Source organism: Paenibacillus sp. FSL R5-192 (assembly GCF_000517845.1).
GTDB lineage: Bacteria > Bacillota > Bacilli > Paenibacillales > Paenibacillaceae > Paenibacillus > Paenibacillus amylolyticus.
Genome location: NZ_ASPR01000075.1, coordinates 129488 through 153872 on the forward strand (window position 1 = coordinate 129488; position 24385 = coordinate 153872).

The 24385-nt window shown below is 46.6% G+C and carries 14 protein-coding genes; 2 read left to right on the top strand and 12 right to left on the bottom strand.

Annotated elements, in window-relative coordinates:
* Positions 1 to 5: 5 nt before the first annotated feature.
* From C161_RS28350 to C161_RS28405, 12 genes are all read right to left on the bottom strand, one after another.
* On the bottom strand, positions 6 to 524 hold the full coding sequence (locus tag C161_RS28350; RefSeq protein WP_036674493.1) for a hypothetical protein: 519 nt from the start codon (positions 522 to 524) through the stop codon (positions 6 to 8).
* 167 nt (positions 525 to 691) lie between these two features.
* Complete coding sequence (locus tag C161_RS28355) at positions 692 to 1321, bottom strand: 50S ribosomal protein L25 (protein WP_036674494.1); 630 nt, start codon at positions 1319 to 1321, stop codon at positions 692 to 694.
* A 280-nt stretch (positions 1322 to 1601) separates the two neighbouring features.
* Positions 1602 to 4478: a type I pullulanase gene (gene pulA / locus C161_RS28360; protein ID WP_036674495.1), complete on the bottom strand. Its 2877-nt coding sequence runs from the start codon at positions 4476 to 4478 to the stop codon at positions 1602 to 1604.
* Between the two features lie 483 nt (positions 4479 to 4961).
* A complete protein-coding gene (pulA, locus tag C161_RS28365; protein WP_051450012.1) occupies positions 4962 to 7010 on the bottom strand; it encodes a type I pullulanase in 2049 nt (682 codons plus the stop codon).
* A 171-nt stretch (positions 7011 to 7181) separates the two neighbouring features.
* Positions 7182 to 10475, bottom strand: a complete 3294-nt coding sequence (locus tag C161_RS28370; RefSeq protein ID WP_235193971.1) for a DUF5704 domain-containing protein — start codon at positions 10473 to 10475, stop codon at positions 7182 to 7184.
* 396 nt (positions 10476 to 10871) lie between these two features.
* Positions 10872 to 12149 (bottom strand): S-layer homology domain-containing protein, encoded by a 1278-nt coding sequence (locus C161_RS28375; protein WP_442789440.1) that lies wholly within the window; start codon positions 12147 to 12149, stop codon positions 10872 to 10874.
* A 337-nt stretch (positions 12150 to 12486) separates the two neighbouring features.
* A complete protein-coding gene (locus tag C161_RS28380) occupies positions 12487 to 13998 on the bottom strand; it encodes an extracellular solute-binding protein (RefSeq protein WP_051450014.1) in 1512 nt (503 codons plus the stop codon).
* A gap of 219 nt (positions 13999 to 14217) precedes the next feature.
* Complete coding sequence (locus C161_RS28385; protein WP_036674497.1) at positions 14218 to 15330, bottom strand: glycoside hydrolase family 88/105 protein; 1113 nt, start codon at positions 15328 to 15330, stop codon at positions 14218 to 14220.
* A 24-nt stretch (positions 15331 to 15354) separates the two neighbouring features.
* Positions 15355 to 16854: an extracellular solute-binding protein gene (locus C161_RS28390; RefSeq protein ID WP_036674498.1), complete on the bottom strand. Its 1500-nt coding sequence runs from the start codon at positions 16852 to 16854 to the stop codon at positions 15355 to 15357.
* 62 nt (positions 16855 to 16916) lie between these two features.
* Positions 16917 to 17789: a carbohydrate ABC transporter permease gene (locus tag C161_RS28395; protein ID WP_017686862.1), complete on the bottom strand. Its 873-nt coding sequence runs from the start codon at positions 17787 to 17789 to the stop codon at positions 16917 to 16919.
* A 45-nt stretch (positions 17790 to 17834) separates the two neighbouring features.
* A complete protein-coding gene (locus C161_RS28400) occupies positions 17835 to 18788 on the bottom strand; it encodes an ABC transporter permease (RefSeq protein ID WP_017686861.1) in 954 nt (317 codons plus the stop codon).
* Between the two features lie 282 nt (positions 18789 to 19070).
* On the bottom strand, positions 19071 to 21407 hold the full coding sequence (locus C161_RS28405) for an AraC family transcriptional regulator (RefSeq protein WP_162163218.1): 2337 nt from the start codon (positions 21405 to 21407) through the stop codon (positions 19071 to 19073).
* Between the two features lie 527 nt (positions 21408 to 21934).
* On the opposite strand from C161_RS28405, the gene C161_RS28410 reads away from it, so the two are divergent.
* The gene (locus tag C161_RS28410; RefSeq protein WP_036674500.1) at positions 21935 to 23938 is read left to right on the top strand and encodes an endonuclease MutS2; all 2004 of its coding nucleotides are present in this window, start codon (positions 21935 to 21937) and stop codon (positions 23936 to 23938) included.
* Positions 23939 to 23984: 46 nt separating this feature from the next.
* On the top strand, positions 23985 to 24329 hold the full coding sequence (locus C161_RS28415) for a cysteine-rich CWC family protein (RefSeq protein WP_156946184.1): 345 nt from the start codon (positions 23985 to 23987) through the stop codon (positions 24327 to 24329).
* Positions 24330 to 24385 lie beyond the last annotated feature (56 nt).

Here is a 24385-nt window from a genome sequence, read left to right on the forward strand (position 1 = left end):
AAATACTAATTATTCAACTGTAATAATTGATTCATCACATTTGCCATATGCTCACAGAGTTCAGCAATGTCCCCCATCTGGTCTTCATTCACACTGCGGTCAAAACAAACGTGAGCCATGACGTTATAAATGATTGGCTGTTCATCAAAGATATACTGGATAGTCTGGCATATCCTCTGCTCAGGCCAGCTCTCCTGTAATATCGAACGAATGGCTGGGCACTGCCTCTCAGGCTCTTTCATAACCATGCCAAACCGGATTTCCAAACGACAACCTGGATGAGCGCCAGGCGTCTCCAGGATCTCCGCTGCGAGCTCATTTAGGGAACTACTTAACACAACCTCGCCTGTTACTTCCGGACGATCCCTGAGACAGAATTGTAATGTGAACTCTCTGGACATCACTGCCATCTCCAGCCGATCTTTACGCCCCGTAATCTGAATACGTTCGTCCAGGTTATCCATATCATAGAGATAATTCTCAAACCCGACTTTCAGATTGTCATACACCGTTGGATCAAACATTGAATTAAACCTACTTTCTTACCCTTTAACATGTATTGTAGTACATTCTCATTTTTCATGCGAACGATGTGTCTATTGAACTCTCTTGCTCGGAAAATAAAAAAAGCCCAGTCACTAGGACTGGGCTTTGGTTAAGCATGAGATCTGGCAAGATCCCGTAGCTTGGCTTATTCTTCTGTAGCTTTTTCTTCAGCTGCCGGCTCAGCTTCCTCAGCAGAGGCCGTTGGCTCTTCCTCAGCCGCTTGTGGCGGCATGACGGAAGCGATGATGGATTCAGGTGATGTTACGAGTGTCAAACCTTTATCGAGTTTGATATCCGCAGCAGTCAAGCGATCGCCGATGTCCAATCCGCTCACATCCACTTCAATGGACGTTGGCAGATCCGCAGGCAATCCTTCTACTTCCAGCTGTGTCTCCTGTGTCTGGAATACACCGCCAGCTTTCGAGCCGGCCGCTGTACCTTGGAAGTCGATCGATACACTTACGCTGATCGGCTTGTTCTTGGAAATTTGCAAAAAGTCTACGTGCAGCAAACGTCCGTTACGCTCTTGCTGATCCTTGATCAGCACCGGAAGCGTTTTACCGCCCTCAACATTCAGGTTGAACATTTCGGAGCGGCCTGTGCGTGCCACTTTCAGCATTTCTTTTTCATCTACATGTATTGAAGCACCTTCAAGTCCCGGGCCGTAAACGACTGCGGGAACTCGTCCGCCTTGTCTTAACAGGCGCAGTGCTGCACCTTTCTTTTCCGTTCTTGGCGTTGCTGTAAGTTGAGCCATTTTTCCGTTGGATTTCATGATTGAACATCCTCCTTCAAGGGATCACTACATTATATTTGTTGGAAAGCGCTGAGGCTTATCTCATAGACCATGATGGTCTTTTTTCCTTTGGCCGAATCGTGGGCCATATCTATATTTACCCCAATGATAGAGGATCTCAAACACGAAACAGGACAATTAATTATTTTTTGGCAAGTTATGTGGCTTCTAATCAGAGCAAAAAAGCAGTCGGAATCTCTTCCAACTGCTGATTTATCAAGGTTTTGACGAACTACATTCGACGTTATACATAAAGAAACTATGCGCTGTTACGATCCTCTGTTTTTTCGCTTTCACGAATGATCTGCATCTCGTCTGATCCGCTACGGACAATAATGTGTACGTCCCCGTCTTCAGGTACAATGTCCACGTAACGGTCTCCGCACGTATCTTTAGCTTCCCATTCGTTCAATCGAATGATCAATCCCAAATGATGCAGACCCGGAGCAACGCGGAAGCGGGCTTCGGTGGCATTTCCGACTTGTTCCAGCCGTACGGCTCCGTCCTCCATACCTGTGCCCCATACCCAGACATCCCAACCTTCATAATGCTGGTCTTCCCGTTCGTATCGAAGCGTGACGGTTCGCGAAATCTGTTTATGAATCGTTACGCCAAGCGTTGCCCGAATTCCTCCAGCCTCAGCAATAATATGGGTTACTCCAGGTGTCATCGCACGTACGATCCCTGCTGCACTCACCGCTGCAAGTTCTGGATGAGAAGAGCTCCAGCGTATATTGGAATCCTGAAGCGGCTGACCAAATTGATCCAGAACCAAGGCACGGAAGCGACTGATTCGAGTCATGTACATGACAGGTTCACCCACAATTTCAATTCGTTCAGCATGACGATAATCCACTTGTAACATACAGCTTGCCGTTATGTCCCCACAGTGGACTGTAATCGAAGCTTCCCCTCGTTCCAGTGCATGGATTGTTCCATCAGGCTGGATCTGAATAATATCCGGATCAGAAGAAGTCCAGGTAACTGGAGCTTTTTCCACCACATTGCCAATACTGTCCCGTACGATCGCTCGTAGTTGAGTGGTCTCCTTCGGACTATATACCTGGCGAGGAAAACTAATCTCCACTGTTGATGGTTCAGCGCCTCCAGCATGCTCTGTGTCATACAGTACCATTAAAGACCATCGTTCTACCTGAACAGTACCACGAACAGTCTCGATCACGTCTGTGCCTGCCTGATGATCATTGACCACAACATGCCAGTCCCCTTCCCCCAGGTCGACATGCTGCTCATGTTCCGTTCCGTTATAGATGACCATAATCTGATTCCAGGTGTCCTGATTCGCACCATTCTGAAGTATAAAGGCAACTACATTGCCATCCGCACGAATAACACGAAGGTGATTTCGTACCTGTTCAGCATCGATCATACGAAAAGCGGGATGTGTTCTCCGCAAATGAATAAGACCACGATAGTAATCAAACACTGGTCTGAACCGTGATTTGTTGGCCCATGTGATGGCGTTCACCGCATCCCCGCTCCGATAACTGTTATGATCACCGGCTTTGGATCTGAGTATCTCATCCCCTGAATGCAGAAACGGAATTCCCTGAGAAGTAAGCAGAATGCCGGAGGACAGTAACGAGCGACGAACCATCTCATGATTCAAAACATCATCTGCATCCACATACCGATATGGATCTGCTGCTTTTACCGCGGACTCAGCACTCCCTCCACCCACGGGCTGTCCGTCCTTCCATACGGGAAATCCTAATTCATGTCTAAGGTTCATTGTTGTCGCAATTTTATCCCACAGATTGAGATTGTCATGGGCAGTTACATAATTGACAACTTCCACAGGTGAAGATGTGAAATCATCCAGTGCTCCCGCTAATCCCCTAATAAGCTCATATTCCTGCCCTCCGGCACCCGTGACAAACCCTCTGCCACTGCCATCACTATCACCCTTGATTGCACTGCGAAAATGATCATTAAATACTGCAAACCCCTGACCTCGCTGGGTTCCTTTTAATGTTTTGCGGTCCAAAGGTGAATCTCCACCCATCCAGGGTTCCCCATAGATCAGAAACGCCGGATCGATCTGTTCCTTCAATTCGCGTGTCAATTCATTCATCGTTTCCGTATCAATCAGGGCCATGAGGTCAAATCGAAATCCGTCCACATGATATTCTTCTGCCCAATATCGGAGAGAATCCAAAATATATTTTCGCACCATTGGACGTTCTGTCGCCAATTCATTGCCTACACCAGAACCATTACTGAGGGTGCCATCCTCCCGATAACGGTAATAATAGCCTGGTACAATCCGTTCAAAAGGTCCCTCTTCCACGCTATACGTATGATTATAGACAACATCAAGTACAACGCGAATGCCTTGTCTGTGCAGCGATTGAACGAGGGATTTGAGCTCCCGAATTCGAACTGCCGGATCACGAGGGTCGGTAGCATAGGAACCTTCGGGAACGTTATAATGTTGCGGATCATATCCCCAGTTGTATGGTGCTCTGACATTCGAACCCACTTCTGCTGTAGCAAGTTCATTCACCGTCTGATAATCCGCCACAGGTAGAAGATGTACATGAGTAACTCCCAGTTCGGCAAGATGGTCTACGCCAATACTATTGCCTGCTCTATCCGTCAGACCGGATGCTGTGAATGCCAGATATTTTCCCTTATACGGAATATCTGCATGTGGGTCCGAGGAGAAATCACGAACATGCAACTCATATAACACGGCATCAACAGGACGCAGAAAAGCAGGTTTGACATCCAGGTCCCAATCGACTGGATTGGTGGTCTCCGGATCTATAATAGCCGTTCGTTGCCCATTAGCCGTTACCGCTCTGGCGTAAGGATCAACAACCACTTCAATCCGCTGATCATCATGGATAATTCGGTACATGTAATAATATCCTGCCCAATCCCCGCTGAGCTTTAGACTCCATATTCCGTCCGCATCGCGCGTCAGAGTATGATCCTGCCCATTTTCATGATCTTGTACTTTACCACTATCGTTGTAATGCCCTTCATCGTCAAAAACCAATATATAAACCTGTTGTGCCGTAGGTGCCCACAATTTAAAAGTACTTGCAGCACGAGTATATGTTAAGCCAAGATCGTTGCCATCGTAACGAAAAGAAGTCCATTCCGGCATCGTTCCCACCGCCTTTATATCCATTGATTTCGTGTTGTCCCGATGTTACGGAGTGGGACGTTGTTTGTCAACCCGGGGTTGTCTGTACTCATCATATCGGTCCAATTTGCGTATTCAATTAGCAATCGCTTTCAAAATATAGGATATGAAAACAAGCGCCATAGATTGACAGCATTTGTACCTGTCCCGACAAAAAAAGTTTGGAATATACGAGAATAAATTGCAGGATGTCATTTGGTTGAGATTAAAATGCACCAACAGTTGCACAGTATAAAAAAGCTCCAGACATGACGATGTATAGCCCTGCGACCAAGGCATTGGTTTCTGACGCATCAACAAATCCCCCTTTCTTACGGGAAAGGGGGATTTGTTTTATCTCAATTTATTTGATTAGATTTGATTGGATATCTAGAACGTGGCCTTGTTAGCGATTTTACTAATGCTTTGTTGGTACCCTTCAATTCTTGGCAAGCATTGCGTTCATTAGGAATTCGAATATATCACCGTTAGGGATATCGCATTCACATTTACCTTTCCATCCTGTATGGTGCGTATCATATCAACGCCTGCTTGTCCTTTTTCTACAATCACATTCCATGTCCCTGTGGGGACAGATATGTCACGGTTTTCTTTTGCCGCGTTATAGATGACAACCATACGTTCCCATGAATCGCTGGCTGCTGTACCGTTCAGTTCATACGCTAACAGCCCATTACCTTTTTCTATTAAACGAACATGCTTCTCGATCTCTTCCCGTGTACGAAGCCGAAAGGCTGGATGTTCTCGCCGAAGACGGATCAGCCCACGATAATAATCAAATACCGGCTTGAACAGCTGCTTCTGCTCCCAATGTATGGCATTGACTACGTCTCCACTCTGGTGGCTGTTGGCGTCCCCATATTTGCTGCGAAGCAACTCATCTCCGGCCGCGATCAGGGGAATACCCTGGGAGGTTAAAACGATACCATTGGCAAGCAGACAACGCCTAACGGTCTCATTCTCCAGAATGTGTTCTGGATCGATCTGCAGGTAAGGTTTAGCCTTCTCTACGGCCTCCTCCACACTCTGGCATCCATGAATACTTCCATCCTCGTGATAGGTGAGGAAATTCAAGGTATCGTGGAGTCCTTGTGTACGTGCAACTTTGTCCCACAGGTTGAGATTATCATGCACTGTTACATAGTTAATCGTCTCAGATGGACCATCCGTAAAATCCTGAATGGCTCCCCGGACGCCAGTCCATAATTCGTCTTCTTTTCCGTCCGCCCCCGTCGCAAATCCCGTACCCATGCCATCGCTGTCTCCCTTGATTACTCCGCGGAAATTATCGTTAAACACAGCAAAACCCGCCCCGCGCTGCGTTCCTTTTAGGGTCATATCATCACCAAGCGGCGAATCCATTGCGCCCCATGGTTCACCATATAACAATATGGAAGGTGACACTTCGGTGTGCAACTCCGCTGCAAGCTGTTTCATCGTAGTTGTGTCGATCAGACCCATCAGATCAAATCGAAAACCATCCACATGGTACTCCTCTGCCCAGTAACGGACTGAATCGATGATAAACTTGCGAACCATGGTGCGTTCAGTAGCCACCTCATTGCCCGTACCTGAACCATTGCTGTAGGTCCCATCGGCGTTTTGACGATAGTAGTACCCTGGTACAAGTTTTTCAAAGGAGCTGCCTGCTGTATTAAAGGTATGATTATATACCACATCCATAATGACACCTATTCCCTTGTTATGAAGGGCAAGCACCATTGATTTGAACTCACGAATTCGTGTCTCCGGATCATCTGCACGTGATGCATAGGAACCTTCCGGTACATTGTAATGGAGCGGATCATATCCCCAGTTATAGTTGGAGGCATCAGACGTATCACCATCCACCCTGGATTCATCCACCGTCGCAAAATCAAATACTGGGAGCAGATGCACATGGGTAATCCCGAGTTCAACCAAATGATCGATCCCCAGTGTGTTGCCCTCCGAATCATGCAGGCCCGTCTCGGTGAAAGCCATGTATTTGCCTTTATTCGTTATACCAGATGATGGGTGAATGGAAAAATCACGTACATGCAGTTCGTACAGGACTGCATCTACAGAACTGGTCAATTCCGGGCGAATATCCTCACTCCATCCCTTCGGATGTGTCTGCTCCAGTCTCACAATTACACCCATTTCTCCATTCATGGTCACTGCTCGGGCGTAGGGATCTACAGCAGTAGTTGAATGTCCATCTTCGAAAGTAGGCTTGTACATGTAACGGTAGCTACTTAAATCACCTTCCAGTTCCATAACCCAGATGCCTTGTTCTTTCTTTTGCATAGGTAGCGCCTGCTGTTTCCGTTGATTGGGCTCTTCCTCCGGGCTCCCCCCTGTCAAAGGTGGGTACAAAAGTAGTTCCATCTGAACAGCTAACGGTGACCAGACTTTGAAGTGACAGGTTTGTGCTCCAAATGTGACACCTAAATCTCTTCCTTTGTATGTATCTTCTGAAATCAATAGTTCCTGCTTATCCTCTTCTATCATATGTGTTGTTCCCCTCTCGTTGAGAAAATTGATGAACATGGATGGTACGAGTGCTCCTTACCCTTTATACCCGTTCTGCTACCCAACCATAATCCGAATTACACAAAAGAAGACAAACGTCATGTAGATTCACATGACGCCTGCCTTCTTTATGGGTAAAACGATATCTCCCTAATGCGGTACCTGGGATTGGAAATCATTCCGGCTGGATTGATCGGCGTGGTACAAAACCACGTCCCCATCTTGCATCGGCCAGCTTTTTCCCTGACCATCTACCGGGCTGTTATCAAAACCTTCCATTTGCCATTGATTCATCAACGGTGCATGAATATATTGCAGATGCGGTGCACTCGTATTGCCACTGCGCAATGTTTCGATATTGAAGTTAACCGCAATGTAACCGTTCCTCAGAAATACCATTGCCTTCTCATCCAACTGGTTTTGTCTGGCAAGCGACTCGAGATCGGTTCCTTTGGGTACAGCATATACATCTGCTGGCAAGCTATATTCCCCATACCAGCGCTGAATCGCTGCATTCGCTCGATCCACATTAACACTGGAGGGAATATCTGCTTTTGGGCCAATGAGTGTACGGATCTGTGAAGGAAGAATCATCCACTCATAACGACCTACCCACGTTTTATGATGCGAGGTCTGATCCACGAAACGAACCATATGTTCCGCCATTGTACCCTGATTGCGTTCCTCCGCTGACAGTTCATAGGTATACTGATAACGCGCTGTATCACCTAACTCCGTACCGGGGACATTCCGCAACCGTGAGTTCAGGACAACAAAGCGTTTTTCTAAATCTTGTGCCGATCCGATACGAATGAGTCGTTCCTGTCCTCGATGGTAGTATAAATCCACTTCTTGCCGGGTGGTGCCATCTTTACTCACAAAAGAGAACGTCGGCGTAATTCGGATACCATCCTGTTTCCCAAACATATTACCCTTGGTTTTCAGATCAAACTTGAAATGGTAACCCGTCTTCACTGCAGCATTTCGGAACCCCTGTACCGGATGACTGCCAGGACGAATAGGCAGGACATAGGGAGCCAAATTACCTCGGGGATCTCCGTCTATACTGTTTCCTCCGGTCCAGTAGCTTACACCCGTTGGTTCGGGGCTGCCTATCCACTTACGGAACACAATCTCCCAGTTGTAGTCTGAAATATCGGTGATGTGAAAATCATACAATCGTCCGATAACATCTACAGCAACGGTATCTGCTGCGACATGATGAGTCAGATTCGTATTGGCATCCTGTTGTTCTGTGTAGTTTGCAGGTGCATTTTCGGCGATATTTCGAAACTCGATCTGGTAATTCCCTTCATCTACCCATACAGGAAGATAAAAAGGGGTGTCCAACTGATTTACCGGAATATCCACCCATGTCATGGCCGGAATAAACTGACTTCTGGCACCGTTATAGACATCAAATGGGAAACGAACCTGTTTGATCCGGAAATATTTCGCATAATCATGGTTTCCATAACCAGGGTAACTCGCTACATCCAGATGCTGCCCTGAAGTTGGGATGCGTACAATAAACGGACGCTCTAAAATAAGTGCAGCTCTTGTCGGATCAGGCGTGGTCTTCTGGTTATGCGGCTGATCATCTGACACCCAGGCATAGTTCACAACTGGAGTATGTACTGTCACCGAGTTGATGTCCAGAATGGGGAACTTCTGATCCTGACCTCCGTTAACATTACCAGGGAGCAATCCATACGTTATCTCACCCGTGGTTGGCTGGTTAGCTTTGTTCATCAATGTGTTTTTGATTGTCAGACGGTTCTGGTACAGAACATCGTCTCCGATCATGCCAGGCTGGGGGATCGTCCCAGGTCTTGGAGCTGTTTTTTCCACCGGGGCAGAATCCATAATTGTCGCTCCATTAAAGGTTACCTTGTCGTTATTAACGGTGTTCTCTCTAACCTCCGCTTCAGCTTTGGATTGAAACAATGATGTCTCATCTGGCGTAGGCGGTTCATCCGAACCACCAGGAACCCCTTTGATGCCAAGATCAATTTCTCGACATGGCGCAGGTTTCACATGATTGGTAACCGCAGTATCCATAGCCGATTGCAAAGTCGGTGCTGTATATGCATTGGGCGTCAGGGTCACGGTGTTACCATAACCGCCTAGCGCATAGTTAGATACCTTGGCCTCATTTAACTTGTATACCTCCAGGTTATCGATCTGCCAATAGCTATATGTCCTTGTTACTTGCATAGTTTTATCCCCGGGCACATCACGTTCTCTGGGCTGAGGAGGTGTCCCTGGATCACCCTCACCACTAGAGGCTCTTCCTGGGATCGTCCAGGTTTTATGATAAACCCTTTTCACTTTAACGGTGTAAGTCACCGTTCCTGTCATGTTAACCCAACGGTGCTGAAACAGATATTCCTTGGCTAAAACATTGGCATAGAGATCTTCCGAAGTCGGAATACCACGGGTAACATCAAACTTCTCAGATCCCCGATCGTCTGCCTTCAACACACCTCGAACAGACGGGTCCATAACCGATGCTTCAATAACCGTGCCTCTACTCGGTGGGCTGATGGTCACAGGGCAAGTGTTCGCAGGGTCACCCCCCGGATCGCCATCATTACCACCCTCTCCATTATCCGTGCAGTCCTTCACCTCAAGCACCTGAGTCCCTTGTTCATCCAGTTGCTGAGCAGAATCAAGAAAATGAGCTTTGATGGTAGTGCTACCCACGATCCCTTTTGTCGTGATTTTGCCATCAGCACCGATCGTTGCCACAGCCGGATTCGAGCTCTGCCACGTCAATTTGGGATGAGCCGTCAGTTTATGAACAGAGCGATCCGGTTTGGTTAGAACTGCTTCTGCCTGTAAAGGTGTCGTATTGGCTTTACAAGCATTCGGCAGATTCACAACAAGTCCTGGCTCAGACGTGACTGTTATGGTGGCGGTATCCGAGATCAGATATGTACCATTGTTCCAGATCGCACGCACAGTGACCGTGCCTGGACTTTCGGCTGTTAACATCCCTGTTTTGAGCTCTATACTCGCAATCGTCTCGTCAGAAGAAAACCATTTGATCTCCGCTTCCCTGCGGGATACGTCAATGCCCCCATTAAAATCTGTTTCGCCATAATGTCTTGTGCTAACTTCGGCTTTCATCTGCTTTGTTTGTCCAATAGTCAAAACCGAATCTGGTGTTACATCGATTTCTTTTTCTTCAACCAGATCGCCTTCCCAGATGATATCCATGGGCGTATGGTATGCAACGATTTGCTTCACACAGTTTCGAATTGTTTTACCACCATTTTCATAGTCCCTTCGATTAGTAACTGTGTGTGTGCCTCCTGTTTTGGTAATAATTTTTACGATTGTATTTCCTTCTCTTATAATCGTATTACCCACACCAGTATAAGACGACTGTAGTGTAGTTAATTGGTAATCTACGCTTTTAATACGGATTTTATCTAGCATTCTCTGTGTAACAGTCTGTGATTGAAAATCTGGCCAAGATATTGCAGGCCATTCAGAAAAATCGACCTCATTAGGAATTTCCTTCTCATCTGGATATGGAATAGAACATGAATTAGGATTGAGGTTATTCGAAAAAGTTGGTCCAGTAGTGTGATCTGCTTTGAAATTACCATCATCAAGTTGATACCAGTAAACACCTGGATTTGCTATCCTTTTTTCAGACTGTACCGTATTAGATATTTTTTGTTTCTTAGGTCCATATGGATCTGAACTTGCAGCTTCTATTGAGGATGTTAAATTCAAACATAGTATAGTAATAAGAAAAATTGAGATAAAAATTAAGGATTTCTTCTCAACATGAGCACACAAAAATATTCCACCACCATTAAGTTTGACTTACATATTCTGAATTTTAAGTATATTTCCACTTTTTTGATTAAAGGAATATGCTCCATTCTTACCTTCTAAAACAGCTGTCACCCAAAATCTCTTCTTTATATCTTTCTTAATCAAATCACTCGATCTCTCAGGGATAGTCACTAGGCCATTCTTGAATGCTTGCTTAAGATCCAAACGATTAAATTGTAAAAAACCACTATATAACCCTCCATTAAAAGTAATTGGATCAGATCTCTCAATTTTGGATGTAAAAGATATATCTGCAAAAGCCATATAATTACCTTTGAAAAGATGAGTTTCTGGACCAATAAATAATGGTGCATAGATACCTTTTGCTTTACCTTGAGTAACATCTACAACAATATATCTATGCAGTGTAACTACACCGGAATTATTGGATAATTTAATTTCTTCTCTTGCTAAATCACTTACTTTAGCGGAGTTATTACTATACCTATAATTACTAATGGTCGTTAAATTCGTCCCCGTCGTACCGACCTCTCTCATCTCATTCAGGTCACTGTACTTCCCGGCATCCGTGCCCTCTACGTCCATATAACGCAGTAAAATGGCCGATACTTCTGCACGAGTGGTGGAATCTGCAGGTTTCAATGTGCCATCCTGAAACCCACCTACAATGCCTGTCCCACGAACGAGAGCAAGATACGGAATCTGCTCGGCACGAATCGTGCCGCGGTTCACTTCCGGTGTGGGGAGCAGCGTATTTTTTGTATCGTTAAAAGCATCCTGGAAGCTGGCTCCGGACTTGATCAGTCCATTTGCAATCCATTTCATCATCTCGTAACGCGTTAGCTCCGCATTTGGATTGAACCCTTTGGCATAATCGCCAGCGTTAATGAATCCTTGTCCAACAAGTTGGCTAACCGCCGCTTCAGACCAATGTCCCTTGAGATCAGCAAAGGGATTCTGTCCCTCTACCTTCTCCAGTCCAGTCGCACGGGCAAGTATGGTCGCATATTCCCCACGCGTGATTTTGCCATTAGGACGAAACGTTCCGTCCTGGTAACCTGAGATCAGATTTTTTTCATACGCTTTGGCAATTGTCGCTTGAGCCCAGTGGCCCTTGATATCCTTAAACTTGCTAAGGGCAGTGTCACTTGTTCCCGATGCGGCATTCGCTTTTGACGTCAAATGTACGGGTCCAACGGGCAATAGTGTTCCTGCCAATACAGCTGTCGCTAACAACCCGACAATCCAACCGTTCCGTTTTTTCTTCTTCTCGTGTCCATTAATCAGCTTCTTCAATCTACTCACGCTCCTATGTACCTTAGTATGGGGATGCTTTACTTGGTCAACCTAGTCAATTCTCTTCATAAACAAAACCTAAATTTGCCATAATAATCAATATTCTACCATGTTGTACTAGGCTATTGGTATTATTTTTCGTCCATCCCCATCACTTCAAGGCGTGCACCCCTCCTTCCATAGACCCACTTCATTCGCCTAAAAACACAAAAAAAGGCCATGAATCCGCAGATTCATAGCCTTATGCTTTAAGGGTGTGGTCTTTCTTATGATATTGAAAAATGAACTCACTCATAGAATAAACCATATCATTCCATTTGATCAACCTTTTTTATTTCCCCCAGCTTTATTTTCCGTTTAATTCTTTGTAGGATGCTTCCAATTCCGTGATCAATTGATCACCACCGGCTTTTCTCCAGCTTGCGATTTCCTGCTCCCAACCTGCATCATCGATTTTACCCATAATGTACTTGGTCTGCGCATCCCAGATCATCTGATCCAGCTCCTGACCACGCTCAGTATAGATTGCCGAAGACAAGGTGAGTGCCGGATTGGCGATGGCGTATTGCTCATTCTCACGCGCCATCTTTGTACCTTTCATACCAATGGGAACATCAACCAGTTCAGGTACGTTATATCCTTCAATGCTTAACAAATTATCTCGATATGGCTTCACTTCACGCTGATAAGCGTCAAAATCTTTGAGTTCGGTTTTCCCATCAGCAGTCTTGCTGTAGTGCACATCGAGCAATCCACGGAGCTGCAACGTGCTTAATTCCTCATCCATCAACTGATCCAGGAACGTAAGAACCTGCTTCAATTGCTCTTCGTCCGTAACGGATGCCTTCGGTATAACCAGCATTCCGTAGTTCCCTGGCTCACCGGCGATGCGAATACCATCGGTTCCCTGGAACGGAGCCACATCAATTTCTCCATCCGGAGCGTTAGGTGTAAGCCGCTGCTGAGAAGACTTTCCGTTCTGAGCCACACCATTCAGCTTCATGCCAACCAGGCCTGAATCCATTTTTTTGTCCGCATCAGAAGGGTCCAAGGCAGGGAAATCACTATTAATCAGTCCCTCGCTGAACAGTCGCTTGAAGAGTTTCATCGTATCCACGTATTCCGAGGTCAAGAACTCCGGGGTCAGTTTCCCAGCATCATCCACACCCCATTTGTTGACACCGCCAATACTTACAGCGATCCGCGTCAGTGGAGAAGAGACACCCTCATTATACTTTTTGAAGAGCAGTGCACCGTACGTATCTTCCTTACCATTCCCGTCAGGGTCATCCTTACGAATAGAGCGTATCACTTCATACCAGTCATCCAGCGTTTTTGGTATATCCAGCTTCAATGTATCAAACCAGTCCTTGCGATATACGATCGCAGTCCGTCCAATATCCCGGAAGTTCGGAATACCGTAGACCTTGCCTTCAATTTTGATATTGTTAAAATAAGCTTCGGATTGGGCAGACAGGTTCTTATAATCCTTCAAGTAAGCCCCCAGTTCCCAGAACAGTCCCGTTTTGGCGGCATTAAATGTGGTCGGTACATAATTCACACGCATAATGGTCGGCATCTCGCCTGAAGCAACCATAACATTCACCTTATCATCAAAAGCAGACTGCGGAATCCACTGTACATTGACATCCGTATTTGTATATTCCTCAATCTTCTTTTCAATCCCGTTCTCCTTGGCCGGTATATCTCCTACCTGCATTAAAGAGATGGAAATGGGAAGTTTACCTTCCCCTGCAGCAGGTGCTTTTTCTCCCCCGCAACCTGCAAGCAATCCAGCGGACATTGCACCAATTACAACGATTCCGCCTAAACGGGACATTGGACCTTTTGGACTCATGAACCATCTCTCCTTTTGGATAAGGTTATGTACATAGACCACTCCGATGACAGAACAACCTTCAGATCGCTGTTATCCCCAGATTTTTTGATTCCCTTTTAAAAAGGGGAAAATCCGGGGATAAGCCTATGCTTCCGATGCAGCTTTCTTTCAGAAAGCTTTTAGGCGAACGCTTCGCTTCCTCAGATTATTTCTGCCCTCTCCGTTCTCATGTACATGTTAGTTGGACTTGTAAAGTTCAATCTCCACTCCCGCCAAAATGAACGGAGCGACCGACTTCGGATCATTAATCCGAATGGACTCGGTCACATAATACTCATAGGACCCGTCACGATACGGGCTTCCTCCAAGACCGGCTCCGCCGTTACACTGCGTCAAGGACAGTACGCCTTCACGGTCCGTTTGCAGCAGATGCTGTAGCAGACCCTGATACCCTTTTTCCGCAACCGCTTTGAACTTGCCACTCAGATATCCTTTACGCATACCTTTGGCCAATGCATAGACAAACATTGAGGTCCCGGAAGCCTCCAGATAGTTCCGCTCACGTCCCGGTTGATCCAACAAATGTGGCCATAGTCCGGTCTGCTGATCCTGCACATGCACTAGTGCGTTTGCTACCCGTTCGAAGATACCCACAATCTGCCCGCGTTGCGGATGATCTACCGGCAGATAATCCAAGGTATCCACAACCGCCATCACATACCAGCCCATCGCCCGACTCCAGACATGTGGTGAACATCCCGTCTCACCCGAACTCCAGCGCTGCTCTTTGCTCTCGTCCCAGGCATGGTACAAGAGACCACTACGCGGATCACGTGTACGTTGCTCCACCAGCAAGAGCTGCAGAGCCGCCTTGTCAAACCACTTCTCTTCCCCCGTCACTGCCCCATACTGGGTCAGATACGGAGTAGCCATATACAATCCATCCAGCCACATCTGGAAAGGGTAAATCTTTTTATGCCAGAATCCCCCTTCACTCGTATGTGGCTGTCCCTTAAGCTGAGTCATAAGCAACTCCGCAGCTTTGCGATACTTCTCTTCTCCCGTTTTCTCATGCAGCAGGAACAGTGATTTCCCCTGATTGATCTGATCCAGATTATATTCCTCGATCGTATAGGAGCGAATAGAGCCATCTTCCTGAACAAAATGATCCATCAGCTCACGGATGTAGTCAAAATACTTTTGCTCCCCCGTGTGCGTATACAGCTCCTCCAGCGCTTTCAGTAAGCAGCCGTTCTCATAATGCCAAGTGGCGTACAGCCCATGGTTGCGATAACTTTCCATGAACTGCTGTGCCATGCGCACGGATGTGAATTGCATTGTTTCCTTCATAATCAAGCCTCCGCTTCCGGCTCCTTATTGAGCCTGTTTTTTATAATCTTCGGCATATTCCTCACGAATCTTGTTTCCACCCGCATTGCCCCAATTCTCGATTTCCTTCTCCCAGCCACTTTGATCGATCTTGCCCATAATGTATTTGGTTTGTGCATCGGCAATCACCTGATCCAGGTCTGCCCCACGGTCACCATACGTTGGAGAATATAACGTCAGCGCAGGGTTTGGCACAGCGTGCTCCGCCAGTTCCTTGGCAAGTGCAGTACCTTTTTCACCCAGTTCGGTATCCTTCAATTTCGGTACGTTATACCCTTCGACATAAGGAAGGTTGTCACGGTAAGGCTTCACTTCACGCTGGAATGCATCGAAGTCACTCATCTCCACCTGATCTTCGCCCACTTTGGTGTAATGTTTGTCTTCCATACCACGCATCAACAGGGTCGCCATCTCAGGGTCCATCAGTTTATCCAGGAAGGAGAGCAGGTTTTTGAGTTCTTCTTCCGATTTCACCGTTGATTTAGGGAATGCCAGAATCCCGGAGTTACCCGTCTGTCCTGCAACACGATCTCCGTTCGCGCCAAGCAAACCAGCGATGTCTACCACACCATCCGGATTGTTTTTGGACAGACGCTCTTGCTGACTTTTTCCGTTCTGCGCAACACCAACACGGATACCAACAACACCGGAATCATACTTTTTCTCCGCTTCCGTAGAGTCGAATACGGCAAAATCTTGATTTAGCAGTTTCTCATCGTACAAACGTTTCAGCAGATCCAGCACCTGCATATATTCCGGTGTCATGAATTCCGGCGTGAAGCTGCCATCATCCTCGACTTTCCACTTATTAGGTGCACCAAAACTTACGCCAAGGCGCGTCGTGAAGGAGTATTGATCCTCATTATATTTTTTAAAAAGCATTAGTCCAAACGTATTATCCTGACCATCTCCATCCGGATCGGAGGTTGCCAGTGTTTTAATCGTTTCATACCATTCATCCGGTGTGGCCGGCACCTTGAGATTCAGCTTCTCGAACCAATCCTTGCGATAGATCACTGTAGCCCGCGCAATATCGGAGAATACAGGAACCCCGTAGATTTTTCCCTCTACCTTGATGTTGTCAAAAAAACGCTCGTTCTGTGCCGACAGATTTTTGTAGTCTTTCAGCAATGGGCCAACCTCCCAGAATACGTCATTACGCATCGCGCTGGTCACCGTTGGGTTATATTGCACCTTCACAATTTTTGGCATATCGCTTGAAGCGATCATCACGTTGATTTTGTCATTGTAGGCCGAAGCCGGAATCCACTGGATATCCAATTTGGTATTGGTATACGCTTCAATCTTTTGCTGAACTTCATTGCCTTTGCTTGGCACATCACCCACCTGTGCAATGGCTATGGACACATTTTGTACGCCGCCCTCGGCAGCCTGACCCTCGTCTGATCCGCATCCTGCCAGCAAACCTGTCACCAGTGCCAGTGTGCTCAAGACAGCTACGGCTTTCTTTTTTGTTGCTTTCATAACATGAAAACCTCCCTTTTTTTATGCAGTCATAGTGAACTGACTTTGAACCATGTGCCGACTCAACCTTTCACCGAACCCAGCATCACTCCTTTTGCAAAGTGCTTTTGCAGGAATGGGTATACCAGCATAATCGGGATTGTGGAGAACACGATAACGGCCATGCGAATGGTAAGCGGCTGGATCTCGGTCTCTTCGATACTTGTGTCTCCGATTCGGCTCTGTGCCAGAATAACAATCTCACGTAGCCAGACTTGGACAGGCCACTTCTCACTATCATTGATATAGATAACAGCGCTGAAGAAACTGTTCCAGTGGGCCACCGCGTAAAAGAGTGAAAATGTCGCCATGGCTGGCATGGACAATGGCAGTACAATCCGGAACAATACGCTGACATCGTTACATCCATCAATTTTGGCTGCATCCTCCAGCTCGTCGGGAATGGCCTGGAAGAAGTTTTTCAGTACGATCAAGTTAAATGCACTAATAGCGGTTGGCAGCATCAGTGACCATAACGTATCCGTCAGGTGCAAGGATTTCACGACAAAGTATGTTGGAATCATCCCGCCACTGAAGAGCATCGTGAACAATACACCGAGCAATATGGGCTGGCGTCCACGCAAATATCTTCTGGAGAGCGGATACGCCATAAGTGATGTAAACAGCAGGTTAATGAAGGTACCGATCACGGTAATATAGACCGATACACCCAGACTGCGAATCAAAGTATCTGTAGAGAAAATGTAACGGTACGCGGCCAGAGAGAACTCTTTTGGAAAAAGAATGAATCCTCCCTTAGCCACTTCATGCGGACTGGTAAACGAAACGGCCAAAATATACATGAACGGAATGACCGTCACAATTCCAATCAACAGCAGCAAGCCGTGATTGAGAAAATCAAAGATCCGGTTGCCCCACGTTTTATCCTGTTGCATTTTAATGTTCACTCCTGTCTGGTGAAGAACGTCTACTCCCGAGGGTTAGTACACGCCTTCCTCCCCGAATTTTTTGGCCAGCGTATTGGCACCAAGAACAAGCGCCAGCCCGACAACCGATTTGAACAACCCGACAGCAGCACTATAACTGTACTGTGCCTGGGTAAGACCCTTCGTGTACACGTAGGTATCAAATACCTCGCCCACATCCCGGTTTGTCGGAGTTAGCATCAGGAAGATCTGTTCAAAACCTGTATCCAGGAAATTTCCCAGACGCAGAATGAGCAAAATGACGATGGTACTGCGAATGGCCGGCAACGTAATGTGCCAGGTTTGGCGCCACCGATTGGCACCATCAATCCGTGCAGCTTCATAGAGCTGTGTATCAACACCGGAAAGCGCAGCCAGGAAGATAATTGTGCCCCAACCAACTTCTTTCCAGATGGATTGTCCAACAATCATCGTTCGGAACCAACCGGGTTCAAGCAGGAACGCCACTTTTTGTCCAGTCAGGTTATAGAGCAATTCATTAATCGCACCACCCTCGGTTGTGAACAGCATGTAGAACACACCGACAACAACAACCCAGGAAACAAAGTGTGGAACGTAAACAAGAGTTTGTACAAATCGTTTGAATCGTTCACGGCGAACTTCATTCATCATCAGTGCCAGTACAATCGGCAGTGGGAAAAAGAACACGATGTTATAAATGGCAAGCAAAAACGTATTTCGAAATAATGTCCAGAACTGCGGTTCTCCGAAGAAACGCTGGAAATGTTTGAACCCTACCCAGTCACTTCCCAAGATGCCCTTGTAAGGCGTGTAATCCTGAAAAGCCATCGTGATGCCATACATGGGTATGTATTTGAAAATAACAAAGTAAAGCACACCCGGTATTAACATGATATACAGCCACCGGTTTTTGATAATGTCCCTCCACAGCAGGTTTTTGTCACTGCGGGTAGCGGGCCGTGTTCGAGCCGCCGTTTCGGCTTTCATATTGTCTTCCTCCCCACATTGGAAACGATTACAAAATATCACTTCCTGAATTCATGTCTTCATTGTGGAGGATAAACGAATGACTGGCTATCGTCTCGTTTTAGCCTTTTGTTTTTCCTTATGTAGCAACGGTTTAGCTCATTTACATCACAGAGTTCAAAGGCGCAATGAACTGCTTTCAACCTCTATATTCCTGTCTTAACTTCATAGAGAAAAGTGGTCTTCTTCCTTCATCCAAACATAAAAAAGCCTGCCTGCCATGGCGGGCAGAGCAGGTTTGTTTTATCGCTGCTGCTCCCGGTACTTGCCGGGGGTGGTTCCTGTGATTTTGCGAAATGTACGGATAAATGCGGTTGGGTTGGTATAGTTTAATTTCTCGGCAATCTCCGATATTTTAAGATTTGTTGTTTGCAGCCATGTCTTTGCTTTTTCCATACGATACTCTGCGAGATATTCCGTAAAATTGACTCCAGCTTCCTTCTTGAATACCCGACTTAGGTAAACAGGGTGAAAATTAAGCTCAGCGGCACAGGCTTCCAGCGACAATTCACGATCATAACGTTCCTCGATCAAACGAATCATACGTCTCGCAATATTCATGTATTGGGATTCTTCCTGCTCTCGCCAGAAACGAATGACGGGCAGGAACAGCCGCTTGCGGAACCAATTGGTCATTTCGTCCAATGTGGACAACTTCAGCAAATGTGACATGGATGCTTTTTCACCCAGTACTTCGGCTACATCCCCGCCTTGCTCCTGCACAAGCTGATATACACGAGACAATAACTGAACCATAATGACGGGGTATTCACTGAAATGAAGCTTTTTGTCTGCAAGCAGTCCCAAATATTGCTTAAAGTAGGTGTCCGTCTTCTCTTCATCTCCTTGCTTGAGCGCAGATGCGAGCTGATCCTCGATCATACGTAACTGGGTATACAACGCGGCCTCCATCTGACCACGTGGCTGAATATCCTCGTAATGCAAAATAATACGGCTGCCCAGACTGACCCGACCTTGCAGAGCCTCGCGGCTCTCCTGAACCGCTCTTGGCGTATCTCCGATACAAGCGTAGGAACGACTGATGCCGATACTTACGGGCAGATTAAGATAAGTTACGACACGTTCACGAATCCAGTCTGCCTGGGTATGCATCCATTCCTTCAGCTGCACCTCATCCGTCAGTTCGGAGGCAAGTACGGTGACCTGAGCATCATCCAGCATGACCGGGGTGAACCGAACTGCCGAAGGAAGGAGCTCACCTACCATATTGTTGACAGCAAACAGCAGCAGATCGCGATCCTGTTCCTCATATCGGGTCCCTTCCAAGGTATCGATCTGGAGCATGAGTACACCAAGACTCGCCCAGCCTGTCGGGAAATCGTACAATTCTCCCTGATATCTGAAATCTTCTTCCGAGATTTTACCTGTCAGCAGTTTGGTCATAAAAAACTCCTGGAGGTGCACATGCTGCCCCTTCATCTGCTCACGCATCGTTTTCTCCGAACTGAACAAGGTTGACAATTGCTCCTCAATATAGATAAATTCATCTTGACGGCGTCCCGACGGGGCAACTGGGGAATCCAAACCCTTTGTAAATTGCAGCAGTCTGGAGATCGGTGAGTACATCCGCCGACTGCCGTATATGGCGAACAATCCCGTTACACATAACATGACCAGTGTAGCGATACCGGTAACCAATGCAATTTTCTGTGACTGGGCCGTGATCTGTCCAAGAGATACAACGGACACGTATAACCAGCCATTGAGCGGAGATTGCCTATAACTAACTGCCACTTGATTACCTTCCACCTCCGCACTGAAGAAACCCTCTGGCTGGCCCGTCGTTTGCACCATTTCCTGAATTTCCTTATTCAGCCCGTCATATTTCCCGCCTTGCTGCATATCGTTCAGAAAATACTTCTGCTCCCGATCCAGAACGTACATATCTCCAGAATTCGTATTTCGGCTCAAGTATGTACTCAGTTCCGTATCGGCGATATCAATTACAAGAAATCCCTTTGGTTTCACATTGGTTGGTATCATCGGGATTTTGAATACCATACTGACCACATTATCCGATGATATAAGAGCAGGTGCCTGTTCGGGTGTTAGTTCACCCATACCTGCTGACACAGGTACACTTTCTTTGGCTGAATTGGCATTCTGAGTGACCCAGAACAGGCTGTTGGTATAACTTAGGTAGGAGCCAATTCGGTCTCGAATGCTGAAATCATCCAATTTGCCAAAAGAACGCATCGAAACAACCCAATCTTCATCCAGATTAACCAGATAGGCTTGGTCAATGTTCGTAACCGCTTGCAAGTTGTTAAAACCGGAGGTCAGATCACGAATCTCCTGAAACTCGCTGCTGTCTAGTGGTTTCTTCATCGCTTGTAGTACCAAGGGCGAATTAACATACTGGATGGAGGATAATTGCAGGCTGCGCAGAACTTGTTCTACCCTCATTTGGGTCTGATGTAATATCTGAAGATTGCTCTCACGCACTTTCTGTTCAATGTCACGTGATGCAATCGTATACGAGACCGAACCAATAACAATGACCGGAAGGGCTCCAAGGATCAGGGTAAAACAGAGCAAACGCAGTAAATACTTCGGCAAGAAGAGCATCCTCCTTTATACGTATGTTTATTAAAATAAATCGCTTTCATTGGATTAATTTACTATTGTTATTTTAAAACCCATTCTTATTCAAGTCCACTCATTTATTCTAAAGGTTGACTTCAAACCAATTTCCAGTTTATATTGGTTGCATATTCCTCAATCAAAGGAGAGATTTTTAATGTCGGTGAATGTTCTTAACTAACCAAGTTTCATATTCAGGAGTTTGGCCTTTCATTGCGCTTGTGCCCATATGGCATACGTGTATTTCATGATGCGCCAGATCCCTGTACTTAGTTAAGAACAGCGGATATCATAAATCGCCTCCGGGATTGTAATTGTCCGGGTCTATTTCCGCGCTGAGTTCAGCGCGGATTTTTTAATATAGACCTGTAGTGGACTCTGCTTTCCCATACGTTTAGGGCGGAGAATGACGTTTGTTCATTCTCCGCCCTTTTTGCGTTTTCCAGGAATATGTTTCAGCGCGTCAACTGAAATCCCAATTCAAATTCAAGGAGAGATTACGCATGAATGAGAACACATTAAACAGTTTGGGCTATCCACAAATTCAAAAAAATGTTGCAGACTGCGCCCTGTCTTATCTGGGCAAACGTTATGCGAGAGAACTAAAACCGATGGTAGATGCTCACCTGATCGAGATTCGCCTGGAAGAAACAGCAGAAGCTGCTGCATTGATTCGCTTCGGGGCCAGTATCCCCCTCCCTTCACTCGACGGAATGGAAACCATTATGGATCTGCTTGGCACCGGTTATCTATTCAGTGAACGCGACTTCAGTCATCTCGCTCAGTTCCTGCGGAGCTGTGCACAACTTATGAAATACATGGAGGGCAAATCCGGGGCCGCTCCCACCGTCAGTCGTTATGCAGCATCCATGATTCTAATCGAACCTTTGCTGAGTGAGATCGAACGTTGCATCCATAGTGGACGCATTCAGGATCAGGCGAGCAAGGAACTGATTCGTATTCGTAAAAAAATAACGGTGAATGCGGAACGCATGAAACGAAAACTTGATTCTCTGGTGAGTAAACATCGCTCCATTATGCAGGAATATGTCATCAGCCAACGGGGAGGAAGAACGGTGCTGCCCATTAAGAAAGAGTTCCGTAAACAGGTGAAAGGCAGTGTGCTGGATGAATCGGGGAGCGGGCAAACCGTGTATATTGAACCCGTTGAATTAGTAAGTCTGCAGATGGAATTGGCCGCTCTACAAGCGGAGGAGTCCCGAGAGGAGATGAGAATTCTCGGTGATTTAACCTCTCTGGCCGAATCGTATAACCGTGAAATCGCTCTGAACACCGAAACGGTAGGTGTAATGGACTTCCTGTTTGCCAAAGCCAAATATGCGGCCACCATGGATGGGCGTACCGTTCGAGTCAATAAACAAGGCCACATCAGCCTTCAACGTGCACGTCATCCATTCATGGGTTCTTCCATGGTTCCACTTGATTTTGCAATCGGCAGAACGTATTCGTCGCTCATTATTACTGGCCCGAATACCGGGGGTAAAACGGTCGCACTCAAAACGCTAGGTTTGCTAACCCTGATGATGCAATCCGGTTTGCTTATTCCGGTGGAAGAAGGTGGCGAGATGGCCGTTTATAACGAGGTAGCGGTTGATATTGGTGACGGACAGAGTATGGAACAAGCGCTCAGTACATTCTCTGCACATATTCGCAATATGATTGGCATACTGGAACAGGCCAATACGTCGACTCTGGTGCTCATTGATGAGATGGCTTCCGGCACAGATCCCGGTGAAGGTGTTGGACTGTCCATCGCCATACTGGAGGAACTTCACAGCCGCGGAGCAACCGTTGTGGCGACAACACATTTTGGTGAAATCAAACATTTTGCAGCTGCCACACCAGGATTCGAAAATGCCCGTATGGAATTTGACACCGTTTCTCTCCAGCCGCTGTATCGATTGCGTATCGGAGAAGCTGGTGAAAGTTACGCCTATTCCATCGCATTGAAGCTAGGCATGCCACAGCGAATTATCGAGCGATCCAAGTCCCTGTCAGATCAAAGTATTTCAAGAGATCGTACATTCGTGTTCACGTCACCTCCTTTGGAAACTCCGGCCCTGACGCCTGATCGTTCCGTTGCAGAATCAGTCAGCCCAGCAGAGTTATCCAAGCTGAATCAGCCGAAGCAGTCAAAGGATTCAATCGGTCTCCACAAAAAGACAACAACCAGAGAGTCGGATTCTCCTGCTCCTGCCAAAACTTTTCGCAAAGGGGATCGGGTGTATGCGGCCTATCTCAATCAGTCGGGCATCGTCTGTGATGTCGAGGATAGCCGTGGAAATATCGGGGTCATGCTGCGAGGACGCAAAGTCAAAATCCATAAGAAACGCCTGACCCTGCATATATCTGCCAATGAGCTTTATCCAGGTGAAGATTATGATTTGGACATTGTGCTGGAAACAAAGGAAAATCGTAAGAAACGTAAATTGATGGGACGCAAACATGTGGAAGGCCTACAGATCGAATTACCGCCTGAAGAATAGCCGATGGGAGAAACAGATGTGGTGAAATGGAAGTCATATATACACAGTGAAATTCATAATGACCGGTGTATTTCTGTTATACTGGGACCAGTATGTTCAACGTCAGCTCGTAGCTATTCCACAGGGAGGGAAGAACTGTATGTCTGCAGAACAAGACGATCAAGAGTACATCCATATCGATGTTCTTGTCTGCCCGTTATGCGGGGAAGCTAATCGCTGTTCCTATGCCGAAGGACATCCTCATTCGGAATGCTGGTGTAACCGGGCTACTTTCCCCGAAGGTGTATTTGACCGCATTCCGGCAGAGCAGCGCCGAAAATCGTGCATATGTCAACGCTGTTTGGATGACTATGCCGATAAAAGCCAACCAAAAGAAGAGCCACACAGTTAACAACTGTATGGCTCTTCTTCATTATGTCTCATCTATACTATTAGCTTACAGCCATT